Below are 25,970 nucleotides of genomic sequence, written 5' to 3'. Positions count from 1 at the left end.
CTCTTCCCATTGCTGGATAGCTGTTCTGGCATCATTCTCGCCTATATCTCTATCCAGGGTCTGATGCGTGGCAGAAGAAAGCGACGACGACAAAACAGAAGCCCCCACACCCCACCGACTTGAAAAAGCGCGGGAAGAAGGGCAGATCCCCCGATCCAAAGAGCTAACCTCACTACTTATTTTGCTGGTGGGCGTGTGTATTATCTGGATTGGCGGGGAGTCGCTTGCCCGCAGACTGGCCGGTATGCTGTCGGCCGGATTACGTTTTGACCACAGTATGGTCAACGATCCAAACCTGATCCTCAGCCAAATCATCCTGCTGATTAAAGACGCGATGATTGCGCTGTTGCCGTTGATTACCGGCGTCGTTCTGGTGGCATTAATCTCCCCGGTGATGCTTGGCGGCTTGATTTTCAGCGGTAAATCCCTGCAACCCAAATTCTCTAAGCTGAATCCGTTGCCGGGCATTAAGCGCATGTTTTCCGCGCAAACCGGCGCAGAACTGCTCAAAGCGATACTGAAGTCGACGTTAGTGGGCAGCGTGGCCGGGTTTTATCTCTGGCACAAGTGGCCAGAGATGATGCGGCTGATGGCGGAATCTCCGATTACGGCGATGGGCAACGCCCTGGATTTAGTCGGCATGTGCGCGTTGTTGGTGGTGCTTGGCGTCATTCCGATGGTGGGATTCGACGTTTTTTTCCAGATCTACAGCCATCTGAAAAAGCTGCGCATGTCGCGCCAGGATATCCGTGACGAATTTAAGCAAAGCGAAGGTGACCCGCACGTTAAGGGCAAAATTCGCCAAATGCAGCGCGCGGCCGCTCAGCGTCGCATGATGGCGGATGTACCAAAAGCAGACGTTATTGTCACTAACCCTACGCACTACTCAGTGGCGTTGAAGTATGACGAGAACAAAATGAGTGCGCCGAAAGTTGTCGCTAAGGGGGCCGGGCTGGTTGCGCTGCGCATTCGTGAAATTGGCGCAGAGCACCGTGTCCCTACGTTAGAAGCGCCGCCACTGGCGCGTGCGCTCTATCGCCATGCTGAAATTGGTCAGCAAATACCGGGTCAATTATATGCCGCCGTTGCCGAAGTGCTGGCATGGGTATGGCAGCTAAAACGCTGGCGTCTGGCTGGCGGCAAACGTCCACCACAACCTGAAAACCTTCCGGTGCCTGAAGCACTGGATTTCATGAACGAGAAGAATACTGATGGCTAATCTGGTCGCGATGCTGCGCCTGCCCAGCAACCTGAAATCCACGCAATGGCAAATCCTTGCCGGACCGATCCTCATCCTGCTGATCCTGTCGATGATGGTGCTGCCGCTGCCGGCTTTCGTCCTCGATTTGCTGTTCACATTTAACATTGCGCTGTCGATCATGGTGCTGCTGGTGGCGATGTTCACCCAGCGTACGCTGGAATTTGCCGCATTCCCGACGATTTTGCTGTTTACCACATTATTACGCCTGGCGCTGAACGTCGCGTCGACCCGTATCATTTTGATGGAAGGACACACCGGCGCGGCGGCGGCGGGGAAGGTGGTTGAAGCTTTTGGTCACTTCCTGGTGGGCGGTAACTTTGCGATCGGCATCGTGGTCTTCGTGATTCTCGTCATCATTAACTTTATGGTAATCACTAAAGGTGCAGGGCGTATCGCCGAGGTTGGCGCGCGCTTCGTGCTGGATGGTATGCCCGGCAAGCAGATGGCGATTGATGCGGATTTGAATGCCGGTCTGATTGGCGAAGATGAAGCTAAAAAACGACGCTCGGAAGTGACCCAGGAAGCGGATTTTTACGGCTCAATGGACGGTGCGAGTAAATTCGTCCGTGGAGACGCCATTGCCGGTATTTTGATCATGGTGATCAACGTAGTCGGCGGTCTGTTAGTTGGGGTGTTGCAGCATGGTATGAGCATGGGCAGCGCTGCGGAAAGTTATACCCTGCTGACCATCGGTGACGGGCTGGTGGCACAAATTCCTGCGCTGGTTATCTCTACCGCGGCGGGCGTTATCGTGACCCGCGTGAGTACCGACCAGGACGTAGGTGAACAGATGGTGACCCAACTGTTCAGCAATCCTAGTGTCATGTTGCTCAGTGCGGCGGTACTTGGACTTTTGGGCCTGGTTCCGGGCATGCCGAACCTGGTGTTTCTGATGTTTACTGCCGCATTGCTGGGCCTGGCCTGGTGGATGCGCGGTCGTGAGCAAAAAGCGCCAGATGAACCGCAGCCGGTGAAAATGCCGGAAAACAACTCCGTGGTGGAAGCCACGTGGAACGACGTGCAGTTGGAAGATTCGCTGGGAATGGAGGTTGGTTATCGCCTGATCCCAATGGTGGACTTTCAGCAGGATGGCGAGTTACTGGGACGAATTCGCAGTATTCGTAAGAAATTCGCTCAGGATATGGGCTTCCTGCCGCCGGTGGTACACATCCGTGACAATATGGATCTGCAGCCGGCCCGCTATCGAATTTTGATGAAAGGGGTAGAAATTGGCAGCGGTGATGCCTATCCGGGACGCTGGCTGGCCATTAACCCAGGTACTGCTGCCGGGTCGCTGCCAGGCGAGAAAACGGTCGATCCGGCTTTCGGACTGGACGCTATCTGGATTGAAAGCGCATTGAAGGAACAGGCGCAGATTCAGGGCTTTACGGTGGTTGAAGCCAGTACTGTTGTTGCTACGCATCTAAATCACCTGATTGGCCAGTTTGCCGCTGAGCTGTTTGGCCGTCAGGAAGCGCAGCAGTTACTGGATCGAGTGTCGCAGGAAATGCCAAAGCTGACGGAAGATCTGGTGCCGGGCGTTGTGACGCTCACCACGCTGCATAAAGTGCTGCAGAACTTACTGGACGAGAAAGTACCGATTCGTGATATGCGCACCATTCTTGAAACGCTGGCGGAACATGCGCCGCTGCAAAACGATCCGCATGAGCTTACCGCGGTCGTCCGTGTTGCGTTGGGACGCGCCATCACTCAGCAGTGGTTCCCGGGTAATGAAGAGGTTCAGGTTATCGGTCTTGATACTCCGCTCGAGCGTTTGCTGCTGCAAGCGCTGCAGGGGGGTGGAGGCCTGGAGCCTGGGCTTGCAGACCGCCTGCTGGCCCAAACACAGGAAGCGCTGTCCCGGCAGGAAATGTTGGGCGCGCCGCCTGTCTTGCTGGTTAATCACGCGTTGCGTCCGCTGCTGGCGCGGTTTTTACGTCGCAGCATCCCGCAGTTGGTGGTGTTATCGAACATGGAGCTTTCCGATAACCGCCATATCCGCATGACGGCGACCATTGGAGGTAAATAATGCGCAAGTTACTGTGGTTGTTGTTTTTTCCTCTGGTGGCGCAGGCCGCCGGAGAAGGGGCCTGGCAGGCAAGCGGTATGGGGATCACCTTAAATCACCGTGGCCAGTCAGCCTCGTCTGCGCCTTTGGTTCCTGGCCAGCCGGTCTCTGGCTTAATGACGCTGGTAGCCTGGCGCTATGAGCTGAATGGCCCCACGCCCGCAGGTCTGCGGGTGCGTTTATGTTCTCAGTCCCGTTGTGTCGAGCTGGATGGGCAAAGTGGGACCACCAACGGGTTCAATAATGTTCCGGCCATTGAACCGATGCATTTTGTCTGGGAAGTCCCCGGCGGTGGTCGCCTGATCCCCGCGTTACGCATTCAGAGCAATCAGGTGATTGTGAACTACCGTTAACACCCTCCGTCATTCAGACCAGCAGTTGAAACTGCTGGTTGTTTCAACATTCCAGCCTCTCATTCAATTAAATAGAAACGCAGTTTTATAAAATAGGTGACGTACGTTGCCGGACTCTTTGTATTGTTGCCATTTTACGAATCCTTCTGGCAGAAATAGAAAGGTTTCGCTTCCTGTTTGCTTTTACTGTGCCTCTATAAGGATGCCCATTGTCAAAGCGAGGATTGCGGGGCCTCCCAAATACAGCTGCTGCGCCGCAACAGGGGCAGGTCACAGCATTGAATCCGACATTGACAGAGGTTAAGTAAATGATTGTTTACCCGGTTAAACATAGCCCGTTGTTGCGCCAGCCAGAACATTTTATTGCCAGGGATGAATTAAAAACGCTGATCAAAAAGGTGACGCATAACCTGGTCAATATTCATGACGAAACTGGTGAGTTCTTGCTGCGTCTGGACGATGGACGCGTAATTGATACCAAAGGCTGGGCGGGATGGGAGTGGACGCACGGCGTCGGCTTGTACGGGATGTATCAGTACTATCTGCAAACCGGCGATGAAACGATACGCGATATCATCGATAGCTGGTTTGCCGATCGCTTTGCTGAAGGTGCAACCACCAAAAACGTTAACACCATGGCGCCATTTTTAACGTTGGCGTATCGCTATGAAGAGACGCGTAATCCAGCGTATCTACCGTGGCTCGACAGCTGGGCTGAGTGGGCAATGCATGAGATGCCTCGTACCGAGTTCGGCGGTATGCAACACATTACGCTGGCGGAAGAAAACCACCAGCAGATGTGGGATGACACGCTGATGATGACGGTTCTACCGCTGGCGAAGATTGGCAAGTTACTCAATCGCCCTGACTACATCGAAGAGGCAACGTATCAGTTCCTGCTGCACGTGCAAAACCTGATGGATAAAGACACGGGGCTGTGGTTCCACGGCTGGAGCTATGAAGGAAATCATAACTTTGCCAATGCCCGCTGGGCGCGTGGCAACAGTTGGTTAACTATCGTGATCCCGGACTTTCTCGAATTACTTGATTTACCAGAAAACAATGCCGTTCACCGCTATCTGGTACAGGTCCTGAACGCACAAATCGCGGCGCTGGCGAAATGCCAGGATGAAAGTGGGTTGTGGCATACCTTGCTGGACGACCCGCAGTCGTATCTGGAAGCATCGGCAACTGCCGGATTTGCTTATGGGATCCTCAAAGCTGTACGTAAACGCTATGTTGGGCAAGAGTATACGCTGGTGGCCGAAAAAGCCATTCGTGGCATTGTGCAGCATATTTCACCGGAAGGTGAACTGCTGCACACCTCGTTTGGTACCGGGATGGGACACAATCTCGATTTCTACCGCAACATCCCTCGGACTTCTATGCCTTACGGACAAGCGATGGCGATGCTGTGTCTTACCGAATACTTGCGTAAGTATTTTTGATATCGGTATTCGATGGCGCTACCACTATCGGACCTGATGGTTGATTCGTCACTGTGTGTACCATGTTGTCCTGAGGGGCAAAGAGATGATCCATGATTTGACGCATAACCGGCGCGGCGGTGACACCATCGCTGCCGCCGTTTTCCAGAATTAACGCCACCGCGACCTTCGGGTTCTTATAGGGCGCAAATGCGGTATAGAACACGTGGTCGCGCAAGCGGACAGGGATCATCTTCGCATTGTAGGTCTGATTTTCTTTCAGGCTAAAGACCTGCGAGGTGCCGCTTTTCGCCGCAATGCCGTAAGGTGCTGTGTGAAAGAACTTATAACCTGTACCATTTGGTTCATTCGCCATGCCGAACATCGCCTGACGCACCAGTCCCCAGTAGGGTGACGAGGCTGAGGCGATTTGTGACGGTGCTTCTGGAGCCTGATACGGCGTGAGGGTTTTGCCATTTTCTTCATCGAGTAGCAGGTGAGGGACGATAACCTTGCCGTTGTTAATCAGTGCGACCATGGCTTTGACCATCTGGATAGGAGTGGCAATCCAGTAGCCCTGGCCGATACCAACTGAGATAGTATCCCCCTGATACCAGGATTTTTTATGCACTTTTTGCTTCCATTCACGGCTCGGGAGCAGGCCGTTATACTCCTCATCAAGATCGATGCCGGTCGGTTTACCGTAACCAAACTGGCTGAGCATGCTGTTAATCCGGTCGATCCCCATCATATACGCCACCTGATAGAAGAACGTATCGGCAGACTCTTCTATCGCTTTGGTGACATCCAGCATACCGTGGCCCGTTTTTTTCCAGTCACGGTAATGTCGCTCGGTGCCGGGTAGCGTCCAGGTAGGAGCACCGAAGAAACTGGTCTGCGGCGTGATCACACCGTTTAGTAATGCTGAAATCGCCATATACGGTTTGACCGTTGAAGCGGGGGGGTACAATCCCTGTGTGACGCGGTTGATTAATGGCAGGTCTTTATCCTGGAGTAGCTTGTTATAGTCCTGATAGCTAATGCCTTTGACAAACGGATTAGGGTCATAGCTGGGGTTTGAGACCATCGCCAGTACAGAACCGTCGTGTGGATCTTCAACCAAAACGGCGGCACGCTGGCCAGCCAACAAGCTCTCAATATATTGCTGTAAATGTAAATCCAGCGTCAAATGGATATTTTTTCCGGCAACGGGCGGCACATCTTTGAGCAGGCGTACGATGCGTCCGTGGTTATCTACTTCCACCTCCTGATAACCGGTCTTTCCATGCAGTTCATTTTCGTAATAGCGCTCAATACCTTGCTTACCGATATTGTGATCGGCGGCGTAGTTCTCAGCCTGACCCTTTTGATCCAGAGCTTTCAGGTCGTTGTCATTGATTTTTGAAACATAGCCAAGGACATGTGCCAGCGCCGCGCCATAGGGATACTGGCGGTCTTCGTAGCTATTGATGTTTACGCCGCTAAAATGAAACTGGTTTACCGAGAAACGGGCGATTTCCACATCGGTAAGCGCATTTTTTAGCACGACCGGACGATAACGGCTGCTGGCTTTTAGCTCATGGCGAAACTGATCAATATCATCAGGAGTGAGGTCAACGATGGGCGTGAGCTGCTGGATTAACGCATTCATATCACTGATTTTATAAGGCGTAACGGAAATATCGTACCAGGTGACGTTGCGCACCAGCGGGATGCCGTTGCGATCGTAAATCATGCCACGTGTGGGGGCGACGGGTAGCATTTTGATATCGTTTGCATTCGACCGGGTGGTGTAATACTGGTGCTGACAGATTTGTAAGTTATACAGATTGTAAATCAGGATGCCAAAACAGATGACCACCAGGCCAAAGGCCACCAATACACGCCGCTGAAAGAGTTTTTCTTCCGCCTCAAAATCTCTGAATGTCATTGACCCGTACCCGATTAATTCGCCGCCTAATGATACGGAGGCTAAAACGGGATGACAGGCAAAAAATGTTCCATATCTCTAGGGAAATGTGTCATTCCTTGTGGGCTGTTACAAATTACAGTGAACGTCGCCGTTTCTCGTAGGCCTGATTGCGCTGCCATGAGAACGGGTCAGGGAAAATAAAAAAGCCCGCGACATAGCGCGGGCTTTCACATTACTTGAGGTAATTACATACGTTCTACGGTTTCGATACCCAGTGTATCCAGACCCAGCTTCAGGGTTTTCGCCGTCAGCTGTGCCAGTTTCAGCCGGCTGTTACGAATCTCTTCGTTTTCAGCGCTGAGGATAGGGCAGTGCTCGTAGAAGCCAGAGAACAGACCGGCAACGTCGTACAGGTAAGCACACATCACGTGCGGTGTACCTTCACGCGCAACGACGGTCAGCGTTTCTTCAAACTGCAGCAGACGCGCAGCCAGCTGAGCCTCGCGATCTTCGTTGATAATCACCTGCGCATTTGCCAGCGCGCTTTCGTCGATATCCGCTTTACGGAATACGGACAGTACGCGGGTATAAGCGTACTGCATATATGGCGCGGTGTTACCTTCGAACGCCAGCATGTTGTCCCAGTCGAAGATGTAGTCGGTGGTACGGTTTTTGGACAGATCCGCGTATTTCACCGCGCCGATACCGACTGCATTTGCCAGCTTTTCCAGCTCATCGGCAGGCATATCCGGGTTCTTCTCTGCGACCAGACGACGTGCGCGCTCCAGCGCTTCATCCAGCAGATCGGCCAGTTTAACCGTGCCGCCAGCGCGGGTTTTGAACGGTTTACCGTCTTTGCCCAGCATCATACCGAACATGTGGTGTTCCAGCGGCACCGAATCCGGCACATAACCAGCTTTACGTACGATGGTCCACGCCTGCATTAAGTGCTGATGCTGACGAGAGTCGATGTAATACAGTACGCGATCGGCATGCAGGGTTTCGTAACGATACTTGGCACAGGCGATGTCGGTTGTGGTGTAGAGATAGCCGCCATCTTTCTTCTGAATGATAACGCCCATCGGTTCGCCTTCCTTGTTTTTATACTCATCAAGGAATACGACGGTAGCGCCTTCGCTTTCAACAGCCAGGCCTTTGGCTTTGAGATCGGCCACGATGCCAGGCAGCATCGGGTTGTACAGGCTCTCGCCCATGACGTCGTCACGGGTCAGGGTAACGTTGAGGCGATCGTAGGTTAACTGGTTCTGCGACATGGTAATGTCGACCAGTTTACGCCACATCTCGCGGAAGTATTCGTCGCCGCCTTGCAGCTTCACGACATAACTACGGGCGCGTTCCGCGAAGGCTTCATCTTCGTCGTAATGTTTTTTTGCGTCACGGTAGAAACCTTCCAGGTCAGCCAGCGCCATCTCTCCGGCATTTTCCTGCTGCTGTTTTTCCAGCCATGCGATGAGCATACCGAACTGAGTACCCCAGTCGCCGACGTGGTTGGCGCGGATAACCTTGTGACCAAGGAATTCCAGCGTACGCACCGCCGCGTCACCGATGATGGTGGAACGCAGGTGACCAACGTGCATCTCTTTCGCTACGTTAGGCGCGGAGTAGTCAACCACGACGGTTTGTTTAGTCGGTTGGGTGACGCCCAGACGATCGGAAGCCAGCGCCTGCTGAACGTGCTGCGCCAGAAATGCCGGGTCGAGAAAAATGTTGATAAAGCCCGGGCCTGCAATTTCAACTTTGCTGGCAATCCCGTTGAGATCCAGATGAGTCAGCACCTGCTCAGCCAGTTGTCGCGGCGCCATACCCAGTTTTTTAGCGACAGCCATCATGCCGTTAGCTTGATAGTCGCCGAACTGTACTTTTGCTGACTGACGAACCTGTGGTTCGCAATCTGCAGGCGCGCCTGCAGCAATCATGGCCTGACTGACTTTTTCTGAGAGAAGAGCCTGAATATTCACCGGAATACCTTACATTTATGAAGCGGTCTAAAATTCACCGCACCAGTTTAAGAATTAAGGGCGGGAGTATACTGCAAATGCCCGTTGCCGTCAGCATTGTGTGTACCGCCAGTAGCCTGAAATATAAACCATGCAATGGCGTAAATTTATCCATGATGTGTTCGGAGAAAACAGCGGTTGGATGGCGCAGCGCAACAGAGTAAATTAGCGACTTTGAACATGGATATGAGCTTTTAATATGGCGAACTGGCAAACCGTTGCAGAACTACAGGATATTTCTGCAGATTTACCGCATTTCACGCAGGCATTAACGGAACTTTCTACCCGTCTTGGGCTGGATATCACAGGTCTGGAAGCCGATCACATTTCCTTGCGTTGCCATCAAAATACCACTGCAGAACGCTGGCGTCGTGGGTTTGAACAGTGCGGTGAATTGTTGTCAGAAAACATCATTAACGGCAGACCTATTTGTCTTTTTAAACTGTATGAGCCGGTTTGTGTGCAACATTGGCAATTTTCCATCGTCGAACTGCCGTGGCCGGGCGAAAAACGTTACCCACATGAAGGCTGGGAACATATTGAAATTGTTCTGCCGGGTGAGGCACAAACGCTGAATGCGCGAGCGCTGGCGCTGCTTTCCGATCACGGTCTGAGTCAACCTGGTATATTTGTGAAAACCAGCTCGCCAAAAGGAGAACGTGAACGTTTACCGAATCCGACGCTGGCGGTTAGCGATGGTAGCGTGACGATAAAATTCCACCCGTGGTCGATTGAAACCATTGTGGCAAGCGAACGTCAGGAGTAAGCATGACTATACTGGAAATCTGCTGTTACAGCATGGAGTGCGCGCGCACGGCGCAGCAAAACGGCGCGGATCGTATTGAGCTTTGCTCGGCACCCAAAGAAGGGGGCTTAACGCCTTCACTGGGCGTCTTGCGTTCTGTTCGCCAGCACATTTCGATTCCCGTCAATCCCATTATTCGTCCACGTGGAGGCGACTTTTGTTACACCGAAGGTGAATTCGCTGCAATGCTGGATGATATAGCGATGGTCAGAGAACTAGGGTTCTCAGGGCTGGTGACCGGCATTTTAGATGCGGATGGCGATGTCGATATGCCGCGCATGGAGAAAATAATGATCGCCGCCGGTTCACTGCAAGTCACTTTTCATCGTGCCTTTGATATGTGTGCTAACCCACTCAATACGCTTAAAAAATTAGCTGATTTGGGCATCGCCAGAGTACTCACCTCCGGGCAAAAATCAGATGCGGCGCAAGGTTTAACAAAAATAATGGAACTTATTGCGCAGCCTGGTGCTCCAATCATTATGGCCGGAGCGGGGGTTCGCGCCTCGAATTTGTCCCTGTTCCTTGATGCTGGGGTGCAGGAAGTCCACAGTTCTGCCGGAGTATGGCTGGCTTCACCAATGCGTTATCGCAATTCGGGGTTGTCGATGTCTTCGGATGCGCAGGCGGATGAGTATTCTCGCTATGCGGTAGACGGGGCGGCGGTTGCTGAAATGAAAGCAATCATTGCACACCATCAGGCCAGCTGATTTTACCGTTGCATCATGTCGCCCAATATGATGCTTGCTCGTACCAGGCCCCTGCAATTTCAACAGGGGCCTTTTTTTCTCCTTCTCCTGCATATTTCGGTCTGCAACTGTGTTGGCTTTCCTCGCTCACCCCAGTCACGTAGTTATCTACGCTCCCAGGGATTTGCTGCGTCGCCGCCTTGTTGCAAACCGAACTATTTTGGAGAAATGGTGCTATACGTAATAGTCATTTGACAAAAATGACTACGGTTTACGCGCAATCAATACCGCACGCAGTGGGGCGGGGTAGCCTTCCACCGTCTTACTGTGGTCGTTCGGGTCAAGGAAGTCGGCCAGCGATTCGGTAATCATCCATTCGGTGCGGCGCTGTTCTTCGGTAGTGGTCACACATACGTCGGCAATGCGCACATCAACAAACCCGCATTTTTCCAGCCAGTTTTTTAGCGCCAGTGCAGACGGGATAAAGTAAACGTTACGCATCTGGGCGTAGCGATCGCCCGGCACCAGCACGGTATTTTCATCGCCTTCGACGACCAGCGTTTCCAGTACCAGTTCGCCATCTTTAACCAACTGATCCTTTAACTGCCACAGGTGTTCCAGCGGCGAGCGGCGGTGATAAAGCACGCCCATGGAGAATACGGTATCAAAGGCGTTGAGCGCCGGAAGCTGTTCAATACCCAGCGGCAGCAGATGCGCGCGCTGGTCATTGCCCAGCAGTTTACGCACCGCCTCAAACTGGCACAGGAACAGTTGGGTCGGGTCGATACCGACCGCCAGATGTGCGCCCGCGCCAATCATGCGCCACATGTGATAGCCACTGCCGCAGCCGACATCAAGAATGGTACGTCCGGTGAGATCAGACAAGTGCGGCAGGACGCGATCCCACTTCCAGTCGGAACGCCATTCGGTATCGATGTTGACGCCGTACAGCGAGTACGGTCCTTTACGCCATGGCATCAGGTTACGCATCAGGGTGTCTATGCGTTTAAGCTGACCTTCGCTGAGCGGCTCTTTGCTTTCTGCGGTAACGCTATGCAGTAAGTCCAGACGATGCGGCGTTAGCTCGGGCAGAAACTCGACGGCGTTTGACCATTGTTTAAAAAGACCGTGCTGATCGCGCTGCCAGGCAGCGATTTGCGCCGGAAGTGTTTCCAGCCAATGGGACAGATGATTTTTGGCAATCAACTGATAAAAGTTACCAAAATCGATCATGCGCTAACCTCAGCTTTCAACGCCACCAGAGAGCCAAAGTTGAAGCACTGGAACCACAACTCACTGTGCTCAAAGCCGGCCTGATGCAGTCGCGCTTTGTGCGTTTCGACCGAGTCGGTGAGCATCACGTTCTCCAACATGCTGCGTTTCTGGCTGATTTCCAGTTCACTATAGCCATTGGCTCGTTTGAAGTCGTGGTGCATGTTGAACAGCAACTCGCCTACGTTCGCGTCTTCGAAGCTGAATTTTTCAGATAGCACCAACGCGCCACCGGGATTCAGCCCCTGATAAATCTTATCCAACAACGCCTGGCGCTCGGGTGGCTCAAGGAATTGCAGGGTAAAATTCAGCACCACCATCGAGGCATTTTCGATAGTAATGTTGCGAATATCGCCTTCGACAACCTCAACCGGGGTCGGTGCCTTATAGGCGTCAATATGACGACGGCAGCGCTCAACCATCGCCGGAGAGTTGTCGACAGCAATAATTTTGCAATTCTCGTGATGAATATTGCGACGCACCGAGAGCGTCGCCGCGCCCAGAGAACAGCCCAGATCGTAGACCTGCGTGTTGGGTTGTACGAAACGTTCGGCCAGCATGCCAATCATAGAAATAATATTGGAATAGCCAGGAACGGAACGCTGGATCATATCCGGGAAGACTTCAGCTACCCGTTCATCAAAGGTCCAGTCACCCAGACTGGCGATAGGCGCAGAAAAAAGCGTGTCGCGGTGAGACATAACGTAAAAATCCGGGAAAAATAAAGTGGCGTATTGTGCGCTAATGCAGGGAGAAAACCAACTCCCAGGGCATATACCAAAGATTCGCCAGCACCATTAGCAACAGCGAACACCAGGTTGCGCTCATGCCTGAACGGCGCCAGCGGAAAAGCCGATGGTGGAATCCGTAATAATGCATCAGACGTCCGGCAATCAACATCAGCCCGCAAAGATGCACCATCCACGTCTCTGCGCCGTTCATTTCCATAAATAACAGCAGCACTAACGCGACGGGAATATATTCCACCGCGTTACCGTGAATGCGGATAGCGCTTTGCAGTTCGCTAAAACCTCCATCGCCATAGGCAACGCGATATTGCATGCGCAGGCGAACAACGTCAAAGGAGAACTTTATTAACAATAACGCACCCAATACGGCATAAAGCGCGCTTACCATACAAACTCCCTTTTAAAATGGCTGATGGCCTCGACTATGATAGGTGGCATTTTCAGAAAAGAGAAGATTGCTGTGGAATAGACGGTGCTGATCCGATCTCTGGCAGAGCACTGCGTAAATCTGACCATAGTGTATCAACAAGCTCCGGGGCCTGCGCGATGTCCGGCGTATGCAAAAACAGATACGGCGTCGTGGTGTGTTGCCATAGTGACAGCTTGGTCAGCCAGACGGCAAAAAGCGCGCTGTTTTGTGCCATATCATCGCTGCCGATAAAGCGTACCATCGGATGGTTAGCCGTCACCACCGCATGCACCGGAACCTTCGGTTTCTTGCGCTGGGCGTCACGTATCGCTTCGGTATGTGGGATTGCGGCATGTACCGGGCGGCTGTCCAGAATCACCCGGTTTACTCCACGCTCGTGTAACCCGCGATTAAATAGCTGTTCGGCTTCGCCTTTGGCAAAGAAGTCTGGATGGCGAACTTCCACACCGTAGGTAAAACATTTGGGGAGCGCGTCGATAAACTGCCACAGGGCAGGCAGGTCGCGTGGGCTAAAAGTCGCGGGTAATTGCAGCCAGTATTGTCCAATGCGCGATTCCAGCGGCGACATGCGCATAAAAAATTCCTGTACCAGGTCATCACAATTACGCAGCGCGGCCTTATGCGAAATGGTCGCCGGAAACTTAAAACAAAATCGAAACGTATCGGTGGTCTGTGCCTGCCAGCGGGCAACAATATCGGCTTTAGGCAGCGCATACAGCGTGGTATTGCCCTCCACGCAGTTAACATGACGGGCGTTAGGGGTTAACTTACTGATTTTAATAATCCTCCCGTACTGTTCTCGTGGCTATGGGGCATCAATGGGGCAAAATCTGCCAGCTTCTGATTCAGCATTGCGATCTGCTCTGCGCTGCTGTCAGCCATCCATGCACCGTAAACATTGAACACCATCTGCGCGCTCGCATGCCCCATCTGACTGGCAATAAAACTTGGGTTTGCACCAGCAGATAATGACCAGCACGCATAGGTATGTCGTGACTGGTACGCCTTTCTGTGTCTGATCCCCGCGCGCTTTAGTGCCGCTTCCCATGAGTCGCCTACTGAATCGACGCGGTAGATAAATCCGACCTGCTTACTGCGTCTGACCACATGCGGGTTAAAGACGAATGTACACTCATGGTTCACCGAACGGCCATACTCACGTAACTGAACTTCAATGTGATGTTGCCTGCCCAGCCTTGTCATTTCAGCCTGATTTTTCAGGATACTGATTGCGGGCTGGATAAGATGCACCACCCGATCTGTGCTTGCCTCGGTTTTCGGTAGAGTGAACTCACCAAGTTTCGTATAATTACGCCTGACGGTAATTGTTCCAGCTTTCAGGTCGATATCTTCCCAGGCCAGGGAGACCAGTTCCCCGTGACGCATTCCTGTGTACACTGCTAATGACCACAGGTTTTTCGTCTGCTGATGCCGGCATGCATCTATCAGGCGAATAAATTCATCACGAGACAGAGGATCTGGTTCTGCCCTGGCTTTTTTCAGAGGCTTAATTCCCTCGAATGGGTTCACCTCTAAGTAACCGTGATCCGCAGCAAACTGAAACATTCCGGCCATTGTCGTCATGTAATAGTTCACAGTAACAACGCTTCGCCCTTTTGCCGGGGCTTTGTTTTTCGTCGGACTCTGATAACCAGTTAGCAAATCTTTCCTAAGATACAGCAATTCCTCTTTGGTTACTGCTGACACCAGGCGATTACCTCCGATCCTCGGCACCATATTCCTTGCGACAGATTCATAGCGATTGAATGCGTTCGCGCAGATTTCCATCCGTTTCAGATCCAGCCATTTTTCTTCAAGTTCTTTCACTGTAATGTCTTTTTTACTTACACCAAAAGCCTTGAGGTTAGGGGAGTCAGGAAACTGGGTTGCATAATCAAAGGTTCCTGTGCGGATGGCAAAACATACTGATGTCCGCAGTTCCCCGGCTATCTTTCTGTTCTTAGCGGTGTCAGGGACACCGAGACTTTCCCTGACACGCTTACCTTTAAAATTAAACCAGATGCGTAATGTGCCACCGTGGTTTTCGACGCCTGTTGGATATGTGACTTTATCCATTGGTGTTGCCTCCAGACGCCCAAGAGCGATACGAGCTTACCTTTTTCATGGCATCAAATCACCCTGGCTGCTTGCTTTTCATTGAAGCGACCCAGGCATCTACAGCCTTTCTGTTATACATGCACTCACTGGAAGGTTTAGGATTTCCGTCAGGCGATACGTGGATATACTCCCTCCCAATCATCCAGCATTCTTTTCTGGCACGGAGGATGGTTCCGGGTTTGAGCCCGGTAACCGCGATCAAAACGCTTTCACAAACCCAATCGTTGGGAGCTAACTGGAAAATATTGCTCATAGTTATTTCTCCATTATCCCGGCTGCACCCGGGGAAAACTTTAGCTGTTGCTGGTGGTTGGGATTAGTTTCTGCCAAATCGCTGAAACATATTTCGCCTGGTGGCGGGCATCAGCCAGTGCGTTATGTGCAACCCCATCAAATGGCATATCACGCTTAGGATCGAAACCTACAACTCTGCCTAATGTGACGATGGTTCTGACGTCGTGATCATTCCAGAATTGCCACGGGCAAACCTGGTCGGCACGCTCATATGCGCCGCGCAATATAACGTTGTCGAAAGTAGCTCCATTGCCCCAAACTTTTAAATATTTAGGGTTATCAGAATGCCGATTAATGAAATGGCTCAGTTCAGATAGGGCAGATGATATCGGCATCGCATCATCAACACAGATTGCTGATCGTGCTTCTGAGCTTTGTCTTAACCACCACAAAATAGTGTCACCATCCGGCACCGCTCCCTGCTCCATAGCGCTTTCAAGATTAACGGCGGTGTAAAACTCCTGACCAAGATCACCGCTTTGCGGATCGAAGAATACGGCACCAATGGAGACAATAGGGGCATTCGGTTTTTTGCCCATGGATTCGAGGTCGATCATTAAATTGTTCACGTTATACATGCTCCTGCTGCGGTGCTGCTGCGAAATGTTCGACACCTTTAGCCCAAATAGCTTTGATGGTCGTCCATGTGACAGGAACGGTGATTTCAATTCTTCCGCTTCCGTCGCAGGTTTCGCAATCATCATCACCAAAACACTCTGGGCAGTTTATAAATTTCGTTTCTGAAAACTCACCGGACAGCACTCTTTTTGCGCCGTTCTCAGCGGTTAGTTTCTTCGGGACCAGCACGTAACCATCCTGAGTTACCGGAGAGTTGCCAGCCTGAGCAGTAGGCGTGTTCATGTGGTTATTCCATGAGCCAATTTCGTCAGTCGCTTGGCGGTGAACGTAAAGCGGAATCACAGCATCTCCCATTGGCTGAGACAGGCACTTAAGATGAAGTTCACCCATCTTGGCATAAGCCAGAGTTTCCTCAGCGGCATAAAGCACAGGCTCAGCACCAAACACTGCTATAGCCCCATCAATCACCTTCACAGCATCAGCCATTGCGTAGCCGAGATTACCGCCATCGCTTTGAGCTGCTGCTTTGTTGAGTATTTCGCGTATCTGGTGCAGGCGATCGAGTGATACAGGACCGTGCGCCGGGTGGTTAGTTGTCATGGTGTGCTCCAGTTATCTTCAATCGCCACGCCAAGTCGGTGTAGCCAGTCGGCCAGCTTCAGCATCGCTTCTCGTTCGCTTAATCTTTCTGGAAAGTCGGCAAGCTCGACCATCGGTTTAAACCGACCAAACGCATCGTTCTCAACAACAAGTTTTTGCTCAAGCGTGGTCTGCTTAACTTTGCTGTGATGCCGTAGCAGGTAAACCGACTTTGATTTTTTGGTTTCTGGGTCGTATTCGTAGGAAGTGAGTATCATCTGGCTACCGCCGCGATTCGTTCCTCGCCACATATCTCACTCTCCCTTCACGCCAATGCCAGCGGCCTGCAGTTCATCTTCGAGGCGACACACTTCTTTCGACAGCCTCATTTGGTTGCTTTCAGCGCGGTCCTTGTAGTCACGGAACTCTCGTTCTACTTCGAAGCGATTATCTCGGTGGATGCTTTCCAGTGATTTGGCTTGGTGTAAATCTTCTGCCTGTCGCTCAAGTTTGAATCGCTGAAGCTCTACCAACTCATTTGCAGCTTCCAGTGCTCTAACTAATTCGTCTACTGTTCCTGCAGCCTGTAGAGCGTAATCAGTGATAACCAACTCATGATCAATTTCAGTGCCGTTCTCATTCGTTGAGGTGATAGCAAAATAATCAGAATCGATTTCGTTATCGGCTAAGTGGCGTAGCGTATCAGCAACAAGTTGGCCGTTTTCGATTAGCAGCGCCTGTTTGTTGAGTGCTGTCATTGGGCTGATTCCTGTCTGGCTCTATTTAATAGCTGGTTAAACATCATGGTTAGGCTGTTACTGCACCCAAATGGCATATCATTAACACGGTATGTTGGAATGCCCTTGCGAACACCGGACTTCACGATCCGGCCGGTGCCATAGAGTTGCGATAATGCGCCAGCGACCGCGGGTGTCTTTTTGTTCATACCTTTGGCGATTTCACCGCTGGTGGTATTCGGATGAGACTGGAGATATTCAAATACGGTCATGGCGTTTTACCTTTACGTTCCTGTTCCAATTGCACCAGAGACTCTTTTAATGCTGCGAACGTAGCTTCCAGTCTGGTGGCGACTTCGCGCATAAGCGGTGCATGCTTCGGTGGCAGTTCAGCAACGGAGGCAAAAGCCTCCGCAACGAGTTCTTTTACCTTCATGCGGCGCATTGGCGCAGCTCCACCAGTTCGTTAAAGCGGTTCATGAACAGGCCATAGGCTTGACCAGGACGGAGAGGGATAACCTGAACGAGATCAGAGCAGGGAATACCTTCGAGAATTTCCCACTTCGAACCGTCATCGATTTCCAGATCACGGCGCTCGGTAGCTAACATGGTTAGATCGGCATATTTCACGACAGCAGCTTGTTCAAGAGAGATACCGAATTTAAAGCGGATAAGCCCATCAATATAAGTTTCCATACGCTGGTAGTCAGGCAGCAAGGCTTTGAGCGGGGCTGGAATATCCTGGCAATATGCCTCCGCAGCGTCGTGCATCAGCGCTTCAAAGGCGAACTCTGGCGGCACAATCTGGCTTACAAGCACAGAGTGCTGGGCTACGCTGTAGAACTCTGGCAGATGCCCAGCGAATCGACAGATGTTGGAAAGAGCAGTCGCGATATCCTCAACATCGATATCGTCGATTGTGGCGGTCAGGTAGTTAAATTTTTTACCGGATAATGTCTGAATGTAGCTCATGGTTTTCTCCATATTGGCGCGCTGCACCGCGCAAACTTATTGGCCTGAATATTTAAAACAGACCACCTTGGTTTTTAGGTTGATTGCGTTTACTTTTCGTTATTTCAGTTTTCGAAACCTGTTTATCTGCCCATGCTTTCGCATGCCTCATCACGTCATCAAAAATTGCACCCTTTTTACTGGCTTGTGACATGCGCTTATATAAATCAATCGCTTGCCATGCCCCCCCTGCGCTACTGAAGAAGAAAAGCCTTGTTTTATAAGGATTTCCCTGACGTTCTTCTCAATAAATTCGATATGATTCATCTGCCCTCCGAACCAACCTTCGCCAGATTTGGAGTGCAGCAACCCAACCCATGCTTATGGGGTAATTGCTGCCTGGTGTTTATCGCTTGGCTTCGCCGCCGAGAGAGGTTGTTAATCCGTTAATGAGAGAGATAAGCTCGCCGGTCATTAGAACAAAGTCAGCGTCGAACCGCTGAGCCGCATCCTCACGGTCGATATCGTCGTTTTGTTCAGTAATCTCATTAGAGAACTTAAGGCGTTTGATGCTGCCGTCATCGCAAAGAACGAACTGAATGCGCTGTTGCCAGTCGATAGACAGTTTTGTAACTACTTTGCCAGCTTCCAGATGCACATGAATTTCGTCACTGACCAGAGTCTGTTTTTTAAAGCGTCCAATACCGCCATCTTCAAGAATAGCTTTCAGTTCGGCTTCATCACCCAGGCCAAAGCCAGCAGGCGCACTACCGGAACGAACCCATTCGGTCATAGTTAGTTCGATCGGCGTTTCCATAGTCAGCGGTACCACCGGGAGAGAACCGAGAGTTTTACGAAGCAGGGCCAGTGAGTCTTCGGCACGTTTAGCGCTGGCTGCATCAACCATGATCAGACCGTCGGTGACGTTGATCCACAAACTAACAGTCGAGTTTTTGGAGAACGCCCGAGGAAGCAGGGAGTGCAACACTTCATCACGCAGCGAATCTTTCTCAGTTTTTTTGAGGCGACGCCCCTGATCGGATTCCAGACGCGACACACGCTTGCGCAGTTCTTCAGCAATGACAGGAGATGGCAGTATTTTTTCTTCCCGGCGAATAACCAACAACACTTGATTATTGACAGTGTGATGCAAGCAATCTGACCGCTGACCCAGTGGTGATACCCAACCGGTTTTTGCCATATCCTGGCTACCGCATGGAGTGAAGCGAAATAGTTCAAGCTGCTGTTCCAGCTCTTCCTGGTTGATGGTGAAATCGCGACTAAGGCGATACACCAACATATTTTTGAAAAACGGATTGTTCATTCTCGGTTCCTCAACGCCTCTGCACCGGCGCTAAAAAGTTAGTTTCTCCATACACAACAGAGAAGGGCACCTGCATTGGTCGGCGGCTTGCAGAGACCGCTTTCTTTTTGCCCGGGTGGATTGGGTTATGAGCCCGTCGCCCGGTGATGCCCTTTTCTGTTGTGCCCTGAAAAAGGCTGGCGGTTACCGGACAAACGGGAAAACACCGGGCCGCCAGAACAGGGAGTTACTTGTTATTGCTTTGGCCTGCTTTTAACCACATCAGGCGCGGTGGTATCTTGGTGTTCTCACACAGCCAAGAAGCAAATAAAAATGACCAAAGAAGAAAAAATTTTGTATCTGTTCCAGCTATCAGTTCAGACCCATACCGCATACCAGACCGCGGCCATGACTTCAGATAAAAATTACAGCACGTCCGAAAACCCGATGGACGACATAAGCAAGCTTTACGAGAAGTTCGAAGCGCTACTCGACAAAAAGTTTGCTGAGGCTGGGTTTAAGTGATTTTTGGATAATCGATAAAACCCAACTTAAATTTTCTTGAGTGGGCTCAATGCCACGTGCAGAGAGTTCGCTCTTCAAAACCCCCAGAATTTCAGAGCTAATCAGCAAGATATCTTCCTGTTTTCTAACCGTTCCCACTTGTCGCCCCCTTTGGTCTATCAGATAAACTGCGAATCATCCGGTTATTCATACGCCACCGGCGGCTACTTCGTGGGCGTCCTGCCTGTTCGCTGTTGATGTGAATAATGTAGGATAACTTACTATTTGAGGTCAAGGGGAAATGTTGGATAACTTACATTGAGGGGCGAAAAAAAACCGGGTATTCCCGGTTTTCTTATAAATCCATTATTACTTGTCTTACTAGCCCTACCAATCGGCAGTTGCCATTGACTTCTAAAATCCTGTAATTGGGGTTGAGGGGTACTAGGTATTTCAGCGGCCCATCAATGACGAACTTTTTAATAGTGGCTTCATCACTTCCCAGAAGCTGTGCAATAACAATTTTTCCATTAGCTTGACTGGCATCACCAAAATCAGGCTCTACAACGACAATAGAGCCCTCGGGGATACTTGGTGCACCTGTAGGGTTGGTCATCGAGTCGCCGCGAACAATGAGTGCAAATGCGCTTTCAGAAACGGCAGCCGAAGTATAGACCCAGTCATGAATGTCCCGCTCTGTGATCGTTCCGCTATTGGCCGTCCATTCCCCGGCCTGTACCCATGTGAGAACGGGAACTGACCTAATTCCGAATCTTTGCTCCGGGTCCATGGTTGGTGGTTGCTGACTTCCATCATCCTTTCCTTCCAGTAACCACTGCGGCGTCTTTTCTAGTGCAGCCGCAAGCGCCTGGAGGTTTTCACCACCCGGTTTGTAGTCACCGGATTCCCAACCGGTGATGGTGACGCGATTAACCCCGACAAGCTTTGCCAGGACAGATTGCGTCATCTTTAGCTCTTTTCGTCTGCTTCGGATTCGATCATTCATTTTCATGTAGGCAATCCTACCATTATCTGATGTAGGAGTGCTTGACCATTTAATGTAAGATATCCTACTATCAGTGCACTGCATTACTTAACTCCAGAGGGAAAAATGAAAAAGAATGACGTTATTTCTTACTTCGGTGGCGTAGGGAAAACCGCTAAGGCGTTGAATATCTCTCATGCGTCCGTGTCGGGCTGGGATGAAATTATTCCAAAGGGACGAGCATTTGAGATCCAAGCGCTGACGAAAGGTGATTTGAAAGTTGACCAATCACTTTATGAAAAGCGTAGCCATTCGGCTGCGTGATTAAAACCACAGAATTAAGGGGTTAACCGTGGGTAACGAACCTATTTGGAAAGTTGAACGTCAGCCAATCTGGCTGGTGGTAGCGATTAAAAAGACGATTACCGATCTGCCTGGTGGCTACGCCGAAGCGGCGGAATGGTTGGGGGTAACAGAGAACGCACTGTTTAACCGCCTCCGCGTAGATGGTGATCAGATCTTCCCTATGGGGTGGGCGATGGTTTTACAGAAAGCAGCCGGTGTTAGCTACATAGCTGACGCGTTTTCTCGTCAAACAGATAACGGGATCCATATCCCGGGCGCGGCACCAGAAACAGAGAACGAAGAGATTGGCTTAAAGCTGGCTGAGCTGGTGGGCAGGCTCGGGGATCTGGTCAACGCATACCGTCGATACATCGATGATGGCGTGGTTGATAAAGGTGAGTGGGACAGTCTGAACGAAATCGCCTACCAGTTCCGGGTAACGCTTATGACGTTTCTGAACCTGATTTCACGAGTCTATTGCCTTCCAGAAAAGAGTGACGCCCGCGAGTGTGCAGCTCCGGGCGCCTTGGCGAACAACTCTTCGAGTATGGAGAAATAATCCGCATGAGCAATTTAATCGTAAATCCTCACTTACCGCAACTACGAATGATCCCGGTGCCGGGTCTTCCGCTGTTTCGGTATGAATGCAAAGTATCAAATCGCTGGGTGTCATGTAACCACAGCCAGGCTGCCGTAATTGTGGGGGTCTACTATCGGAGGGCAAAACGCCTGTGCGCGAACTTAACCGAAGGTTCAAAGATCACCGCGGAGTGCCAGTCCGTGTTATCCGCTGGGAGCCAGAAACGCAGCGCGTTATCTACCTGCGAGATGGCTATCCACACGAATGCTTCAGCCCACTTGAGCATTTCAGGCAAAAGTTCAGGGAGATAACGGACGATCATGAGCACTAAATTAACCGGCTACGTATGGGATGGTTGCGCAGCGTCGGGCATGAAGTTGTCTAGTGTTGCGATCATGGCTCGCCTTGCTGACTTCAGCAGCGATGAAGGTGTGTGCTGGCCGTCAATTGAAACTATTGCTCGCCAGCTTGGCGCAGGCCCGAGCACTATCAGAACAGCAATCGCAAAGCTTGAAAAAGATGGCTGGCTCACACGTACACAGCGCCGTAATGGTAACCGTAATGCTTCGAACGTGTATCGGCTGAATGTGGCGAAACTTCAGACTGCCGCATTTTCTCAACTGTCAGATTCTGACACGTCAAAATCTGACGCATCAAAATATGACGCCTCAAAAACTGACCCGTCGAAATCTGGCAAAAACGGAGGTTTTGACCCGTCAGAATCTGGCGGGGATCCGTCAGTAAAATCAAAACAAGATCCACAAGTAACTTCAAAACCCTCTTGTCCGGTTGCGGCGCAACCCGACCCTGAGGTTGTGATTACTGATCAGGCCAGACAGGTTTTGTCTTACCTGAATCAGACTACTGGCTCACGCTACCAGGTATGCAGCACGTCGCTGGAGAATATTCGCGCCCGTCTTCGGGAACAATTCACGGTTGATGATCTGTGCCTTGTGGTGGATTACAAAAACGCTGATTGGCGTGATAGCGAGCAGGCTCAATACCTCCGCCCGGCAACTCTGTTTATTCCAAAAAACTTCCCCGGTTACCTGCAAAGCGCGACCAAATGGTCTGCCGCTGGGCGACCTGAACGCGTTAACGGTAAATGGGCGACTAACTCAGCCAGCCGCGCAAACTTCCAAAATGTTGACTACTCACTGCCAGAAAATTCGGGGTTCCGCTCATGATGCCAAATAAATATTGCCAGGCGCTGGCAGCACTGCGCAGCAAACCAGCCCATGAATTGAAAGAGGTTGGCGATCAGTGGCGAACACCAGATCTGCTTTTTTGGGGCATCAATGCGATGTTCGGCCCCCTGACGCTGGATCTGTTTGCTGACGACGATAACGCGAAGTGCCCGGTCTGGTACACCGCCGAAGATAACGCGCTGACGCAGGACTGGTCTGAACGTCTGGCAGAACTGGGCGGCGCAGGTTATGGCAACCCACCGTAAAGAAGAATACACATTCAGTGAATCGAAGTTTGGGCATACCTGGGCGGCGGATTCTGTCGAAGCACCGGAATTCACTCAGGTATCACCATTAACGATCGATAAAGCGAAGCTGCTTATTCGTGAGAGTATTTTGTTCGGTGTGGATGAGTGGCTGTTGTCGATTGAATTCGATGACGCTGCTGCGCGCCTGGATATGTCGGAACGTATTCGGACTGTTGCCCTTGAAGCATCTGGTGAATATGGCATGAACAGTACTGATTTCATTGCAGCTATGGGAAGCCTGGATGTTTCCAGTTGGTCCAATATTCGCCAGATCCGCATGCACATCCGTGAGAAAGCTAAACCAGTATCGGATCCGCTTCCCGAGTCCCGTATCTGGCCGCTGGAGGTTGGAATTGTATTCGACCAGGTAGACGGCGCTGACATGCTGGATGAATCACAGCAGAACAAGCTGAAAGCCAACATCAATCAACTCTGGCTGGAGCGGACTGCCACCAGCGAAATCATTACTGCTGCTTCTGAACTTGTTCGCAATATGCGGGGAGAGGCTGCGTGAAACTGGTCCTGCCTTTTCCTCCGAGCGTGAACACTTACTGGCGCGCCCCTAACAAGGGGCCGCTGGCCGGTCGTCACCTCATTAGCGCTGATGGCCGTAAATACCAAAGCGCTGCCTGCGTGGCGATCATTGAGCAATTACGACGTCTCCCGAAGCCATCGACTGAACTGGCAGCGGTAGAAATCACTCTGTACCCGCCGGATGCGCGCCGCCGGGATATCGATAATTACAACAAAGCCCTGTTTGACGCGCTGACGCATGCGGGTGTCAGGGCTGATGTATATGTGAGCCCTGAAACGGCTATGAAATTGGCCGCGGTATACGCCTGCATTTATGTACTGTCCTCAAATCTTGCCCAGATGCCGCTGCACGTCATGCGAAAGCACAACGGCAAGGTTGAGCCTGCGCGTGATCATCCGGCGTTTTACCTGGTTCACGATGAGCCAAACACCTGGCAAACCAGCTACAAATGGCGAGAGCTAAAACAGCGCCACATCCTCGGCTGGGGTAATGGATACACCTGGGTTAAACGTAATCGCCGCGGGGAGGTTACCACCCTTGACTGCTGCATGCCCTGGGAAACCACGCTGATTAATACCGGTGGCCGATACACCTACGGTCTGTATAACGAGGATGGCGCGTTTGCCATCAGTCCAGATGACATGATTCACATCCGTGCGCTGGGCAATAACCAGAAGATGGGCCTGAGTCCAGTGATGCAGCATGCCGAAACAATTGGCATGGGCATGAGTGGGCAGAAATACACCGAGAGCTTCTTTAGCGGTAACGCGCGCCCTGCCGGGATTGTTACTGTTAAAGGCGAGATTAAATCTGAAGGATGGGAAAGGCTCAAGAAGGTCTGGCAGAAAGCGGCGCTTGCACTGCGTAGCCAGGAAAATAAAACGATGCTGCTTCCTGCGGACCTGGACTACAAAGCGCTGACAGTATCACCGATCGACGCTCAAATAATCGATATGTCCAAGCTCAATCGCTCGATGATCGCCGGAATATTTAACGTGCCGGCACACATGATCAACGACCTCGAAAAAGCCACCTTCAGCAACATCACACAGCAGGCGATTCAGTTCGTTCGCTACTCAATGATGCCGTGGGTGACGAACTGGGAGCAGGAGCTAAACCGGCGTCTGTTTACTCGGGCGGAGTTAGCCGCAGGCTACTACTCCCGCTTTAACCTGACGGGCCTGCTGCGCGGCACCCCACAGGAGCGTGCACAGTTCTATCACTTCGCCATTACTGATGGATGGATGAGTCGCAACGAAGCCCGCGCTTTCGAAGACATGAATCCGGTCGATGGCCTGGACGAAATGCTTGTAAGCGTCAACGCCGCCAACCCGGCAGACAGTTTCAAAACCACCAAAACCGAAGAGGAAAAAACCGATGAGTGATCGCGAGACTCGCTGTTACAGCGGTGAGGTCCGTGCCGAACAGCAGGGGGAGCAGCCCACGCGCATTATCGGTTACGGATCGGTGTTTAACAGCCGATCAGAACCCCTCTGGGGTTTCCGCGAAATTATTAAGCCCGGCGCTTTCGATGACGTACTGGGTGACGATATCCGCGGGCTGTTTAACCATGATCCGAACTTTATCCTCGGGCGCAGCGCTTCCGGTACGTTGAGCGTCAGCGTCGATGATAAAGGGCTTCGCTACGACATCGCGGCCCCTGACACCCAGACCATTCGTGACCTCGTGCTGGCGCCTATGATGCGCGGTGATATCAACCAGTCATCTTTCGCATTCCGTATCGCCCATGACGGTGAAAACTGGTACCAGGACGATGAGGGGATCGTCATTCGCGAAATTAACCGTTTTTCACGCCTTTTTGATGTCAGCCCGGTGACCTATCCGGCGTATCAGGAGGCTGATTCTGGCATCCGATCCATGAAAGCCTGGCAGGAGGCGCGCGACAGCGGCGCGCTGGCGCAAGCCATTAACCAACGAATGGCGCGCGAGCGCCTGCTGACTCTTCTTAACGCGTAAGGAA

General features: G+C 51.5%; 29 protein-coding genes and 2 pseudogenes. 14 read left to right on the top strand and 17 right to left on the bottom strand.

Annotated features, from left to right (window positions below; all coding sequences use genetic code 11):
* Positions 1-67: 67 nt before the first annotated feature.
* From flhB to E6P06_RS17455, 4 genes are all read left to right on the top strand, one after another.
* Positions 68-1,219 (top strand): flagellar biosynthesis protein FlhB, encoded by a 1,152-nt coding sequence (gene flhB / locus E6P06_RS17470; protein ID WP_003034664.1) that lies wholly within the window; start codon positions 68-70, stop codon positions 1,217-1,219.
* Positions 1,212-3,290 (top strand): flagellar biosynthesis protein FlhA, encoded by a 2,079-nt coding sequence (gene flhA, locus E6P06_RS17465; protein ID WP_003034666.1) that lies wholly within the window; start codon positions 1,212-1,214, stop codon positions 3,288-3,290. The genes flhB and flhA overlap by 8 nt, the downstream gene beginning before the upstream one ends.
* Positions 3,290-3,682 carry a flagellar protein FlhE gene (flhe, locus tag E6P06_RS17460; protein ID WP_003034667.1) on the top strand — a complete coding sequence of 131 codons (393 nt, stop codon included), beginning with the start codon at positions 3,290-3,292 and terminating at the stop codon, positions 3,680-3,682. Before flhA ends, flhe begins: the two co-directional genes overlap by 1 nt.
* Positions 3,683-3,990: 308 nt before the next feature.
* Positions 3,991-5,130 (top strand): glycoside hydrolase family 105 protein, encoded by a 1,140-nt coding sequence (locus E6P06_RS17455; RefSeq protein ID WP_003034669.1) that lies wholly within the window; start codon positions 3,991-3,993, stop codon positions 5,128-5,130.
* Here the strand turns inward: E6P06_RS17455 and mrdA are convergent.
* On the bottom strand, positions 5,102-7,039 hold the full coding sequence (gene mrdA / locus E6P06_RS17450; protein WP_139935494.1) for a penicillin-binding protein 2: 1,938 nt from the start codon (positions 7,037-7,039) through the stop codon (positions 5,102-5,104). The genes E6P06_RS17455 and mrdA overlap by 29 nt on opposite strands.
* A 227-nt stretch (positions 7,040-7,266) precedes the next feature.
* Positions 7,267-9,000, bottom strand: coding sequence for an arginine--tRNA ligase (gene argS / locus E6P06_RS17445; protein WP_003034673.1), 1,734 nt, complete (start codon positions 8,998-9,000; stop codon positions 7,267-7,269).
* Positions 9,001-9,238: 238 nt separating this feature from the next.
* On the opposite strand from argS, the gene E6P06_RS17440 reads away from it, so the two are divergent.
* Complete coding sequence (locus E6P06_RS17440; protein ID WP_071684724.1) at positions 9,239-9,805, top strand: VOC family protein; 567 nt, start codon at positions 9,239-9,241, stop codon at positions 9,803-9,805.
* Positions 9,806-9,807: 2 nt separating this feature from the next.
* Entirely contained in the window at positions 9,808-10,554 is a 747-nt protein-coding gene (cutC, locus tag E6P06_RS17435) for a copper homeostasis protein CutC (protein ID WP_016150525.1), read from the top strand.
* A 243-nt stretch (positions 10,555-10,797) separates the two neighbouring features.
* Here the strand turns inward: cutC and cmoB are convergent, their stop codons facing one another.
* The 14 genes and pseudogenes from cmoB to rdgC all read right to left on the bottom strand — a co-directional run bounded on the left by cmoB (position 10,798) and on the right by rdgC (position 19,566).
* Positions 10,798-11,766: a tRNA 5-methoxyuridine(34)/uridine 5-oxyacetic acid(34) synthase CmoB gene (gene cmoB / locus E6P06_RS17430; RefSeq protein WP_003839177.1), complete on the bottom strand. Its 969-nt coding sequence runs from the start codon at positions 11,764-11,766 to the stop codon at positions 10,798-10,800.
* Entirely contained in the window at positions 11,763-12,506 is a 744-nt protein-coding gene (gene cmoA / locus E6P06_RS17425) for a carboxy-S-adenosyl-L-methionine synthase CmoA (protein WP_003034686.1), read from the bottom strand. The genes cmoB and cmoA overlap by 4 nt, the downstream gene beginning before the upstream one ends.
* 40 nt (positions 12,507-12,546) lie before the next feature.
* Positions 12,547-12,942, bottom strand: a complete 396-nt coding sequence (locus E6P06_RS17420) for an MAPEG family protein (RefSeq protein ID WP_003034689.1) — start codon at positions 12,940-12,942, stop codon at positions 12,547-12,549.
* 52 nt (positions 12,943-12,994) lie between these two features.
* Complete coding sequence (locus E6P06_RS17415; protein ID WP_168199061.1) at positions 12,995-13,768, bottom strand: DUF72 domain-containing protein; 774 nt, start codon at positions 13,766-13,768, stop codon at positions 12,995-12,997.
* Positions 13,747-15,060, bottom strand: coding sequence for a site-specific integrase (locus E6P06_RS17410; RefSeq protein WP_139935493.1), 1,314 nt, complete (start codon positions 15,058-15,060; stop codon positions 13,747-13,749). The genes E6P06_RS17415 and E6P06_RS17410 overlap by 22 nt, the downstream gene beginning before the upstream one ends.
* A gap of 58 nt (positions 15,061-15,118) precedes the next feature.
* A complete protein-coding gene (locus tag E6P06_RS17405) occupies positions 15,119-15,355 on the bottom strand; it encodes an excisionase family protein (protein ID WP_003839185.1) in 237 nt (78 codons plus the stop codon).
* A gap of 40 nt (positions 15,356-15,395) precedes the next feature.
* Complete coding sequence (locus E6P06_RS17400) at positions 15,396-15,965, bottom strand: 3'-5' exonuclease (protein WP_139935492.1); 570 nt, start codon at positions 15,963-15,965, stop codon at positions 15,396-15,398.
* Between the two features lies 1 nt (position 15,966).
* The gene (locus E6P06_RS17395) at positions 15,967-16,575 is read right to left on the bottom strand and encodes a hypothetical protein (RefSeq protein WP_139935491.1); all 609 of its coding nucleotides are present in this window, start codon (positions 16,573-16,575) and stop codon (positions 15,967-15,969) included.
* Positions 16,572-16,865: a hypothetical protein gene (locus E6P06_RS17390; protein ID WP_139935490.1), complete on the bottom strand. Its 294-nt coding sequence runs from the start codon at positions 16,863-16,865 to the stop codon at positions 16,572-16,574. The genes E6P06_RS17395 and E6P06_RS17390 overlap by 4 nt, the downstream gene beginning before the upstream one ends.
* A 227-nt stretch (positions 16,866-17,092) precedes the next feature.
* A pseudogene (locus E6P06_RS17385) lies at positions 17,093-17,306 on the bottom strand (ead/Ea22-like family protein); the annotation flags it as partial.
* A gap of 2 nt (positions 17,307-17,308) precedes the next feature.
* Positions 17,309-17,563: a hypothetical protein gene (locus E6P06_RS17380; protein WP_139935489.1), complete on the bottom strand. Its 255-nt coding sequence runs from the start codon at positions 17,561-17,563 to the stop codon at positions 17,309-17,311.
* The gene (locus E6P06_RS27665) at positions 17,560-17,736 is read right to left on the bottom strand and encodes a hypothetical protein (RefSeq protein WP_001253787.1); all 177 of its coding nucleotides are present in this window, start codon (positions 17,734-17,736) and stop codon (positions 17,560-17,562) included. The genes E6P06_RS17380 and E6P06_RS27665 overlap by 4 nt, the downstream gene beginning before the upstream one ends.
* The gene (locus E6P06_RS17375) at positions 17,724-18,263 is read right to left on the bottom strand and encodes a hypothetical protein (protein ID WP_046669975.1); all 540 of its coding nucleotides are present in this window, start codon (positions 18,261-18,263) and stop codon (positions 17,724-17,726) included. The genes E6P06_RS27665 and E6P06_RS17375 overlap by 13 nt, the downstream gene beginning before the upstream one ends.
* 385 nt (positions 18,264-18,648) lie before the next feature.
* On the bottom strand, positions 18,649-19,566 hold the full coding sequence (gene rdgC, locus E6P06_RS17365) for a recombination-associated protein RdgC (RefSeq protein ID WP_085049599.1): 918 nt from the start codon (positions 19,564-19,566) through the stop codon (positions 18,649-18,651).
* Between the two features lie 312 nt (positions 19,567-19,878).
* On the opposite strand from rdgC, the gene E6P06_RS17360 reads away from it, so the two are divergent.
* Positions 19,879-20,070, top strand: a complete 192-nt coding sequence (locus E6P06_RS17360) for a hypothetical protein (protein ID WP_096757391.1) — start codon at positions 19,879-19,881, stop codon at positions 20,068-20,070.
* Positions 20,071-20,404: 334 nt separating this feature from the next.
* On the opposite strand, the gene E6P06_RS17355 is transcribed toward E6P06_RS17360, so the two are convergent.
* Positions 20,405-21,061, bottom strand: coding sequence for a LexA family transcriptional regulator (locus tag E6P06_RS17355; RefSeq protein ID WP_115602402.1), 657 nt, complete (start codon positions 21,059-21,061; stop codon positions 20,405-20,407).
* Positions 21,062-21,160: 99 nt separating this feature from the next.
* Here E6P06_RS17355 and E6P06_RS17350 point away from each other — a divergent pair, with 99 nt between their 5' ends.
* From E6P06_RS17350 to E6P06_RS17320, 7 genes and pseudogenes are all read left to right on the top strand, one after another.
* Complete coding sequence (locus tag E6P06_RS17350) at positions 21,161-21,358, top strand: Cro/CI family transcriptional regulator (protein ID WP_115601843.1); 198 nt, start codon at positions 21,161-21,163, stop codon at positions 21,356-21,358.
* A 28-nt stretch (positions 21,359-21,386) separates the two neighbouring features.
* Positions 21,387-21,938, top strand: coding sequence for a YmfL family putative regulatory protein (locus E6P06_RS17345; RefSeq protein WP_053390030.1), 552 nt, complete (start codon positions 21,387-21,389; stop codon positions 21,936-21,938).
* A gap of 172 nt (positions 21,939-22,110) precedes the next feature.
* The gene (locus tag E6P06_RS17340; RefSeq protein WP_003034732.1) at positions 22,111-22,290 is read left to right on the top strand and encodes a DUF4222 domain-containing protein; all 180 of its coding nucleotides are present in this window, start codon (positions 22,111-22,113) and stop codon (positions 22,288-22,290) included.
* Positions 22,280-23,146, top strand: coding sequence for a conserved phage C-terminal domain-containing protein (locus E6P06_RS17335; RefSeq protein ID WP_048221270.1), 867 nt, complete (start codon positions 22,280-22,282; stop codon positions 23,144-23,146). Before E6P06_RS17340 ends, E6P06_RS17335 begins: the two co-directional genes overlap by 11 nt.
* Positions 23,143-23,968 (top strand): annotated as a pseudogene (locus E6P06_RS17330) (DNA N-6-adenine-methyltransferase). Before E6P06_RS17335 ends, E6P06_RS17330 begins: the two are co-directional and overlap by 4 nt.
* Positions 23,965-25,374 carry a phage portal protein gene (locus tag E6P06_RS17325; protein WP_168199050.1) on the top strand — a complete coding sequence of 470 codons (1,410 nt, stop codon included), beginning with the start codon at positions 23,965-23,967 and terminating at the stop codon, positions 25,372-25,374. Before E6P06_RS17330 ends, E6P06_RS17325 begins: the two are co-directional and overlap by 4 nt.
* On the top strand, positions 25,367-25,966 hold the full coding sequence (locus E6P06_RS17320; protein ID WP_045888755.1) for an HK97 family phage prohead protease: 600 nt from the start codon (positions 25,367-25,369) through the stop codon (positions 25,964-25,966). Before E6P06_RS17325 ends, E6P06_RS17320 begins: the two co-directional genes overlap by 8 nt.
* The last annotated feature ends 4 nt before the right edge of the window (positions 25,967-25,970 follow it).

Origin of the sequence: Citrobacter sp. CF971 (genome assembly GCF_006385635.1) — a bacterium.
Taxonomy (GTDB): Bacteria; Pseudomonadota; Gammaproteobacteria; order Enterobacterales; family Enterobacteriaceae; genus Citrobacter; species Citrobacter freundii.
Note: the sequence above shows the minus strand (reverse complement) of the source record. Positions and strands in the feature narration are given on the sequence as shown.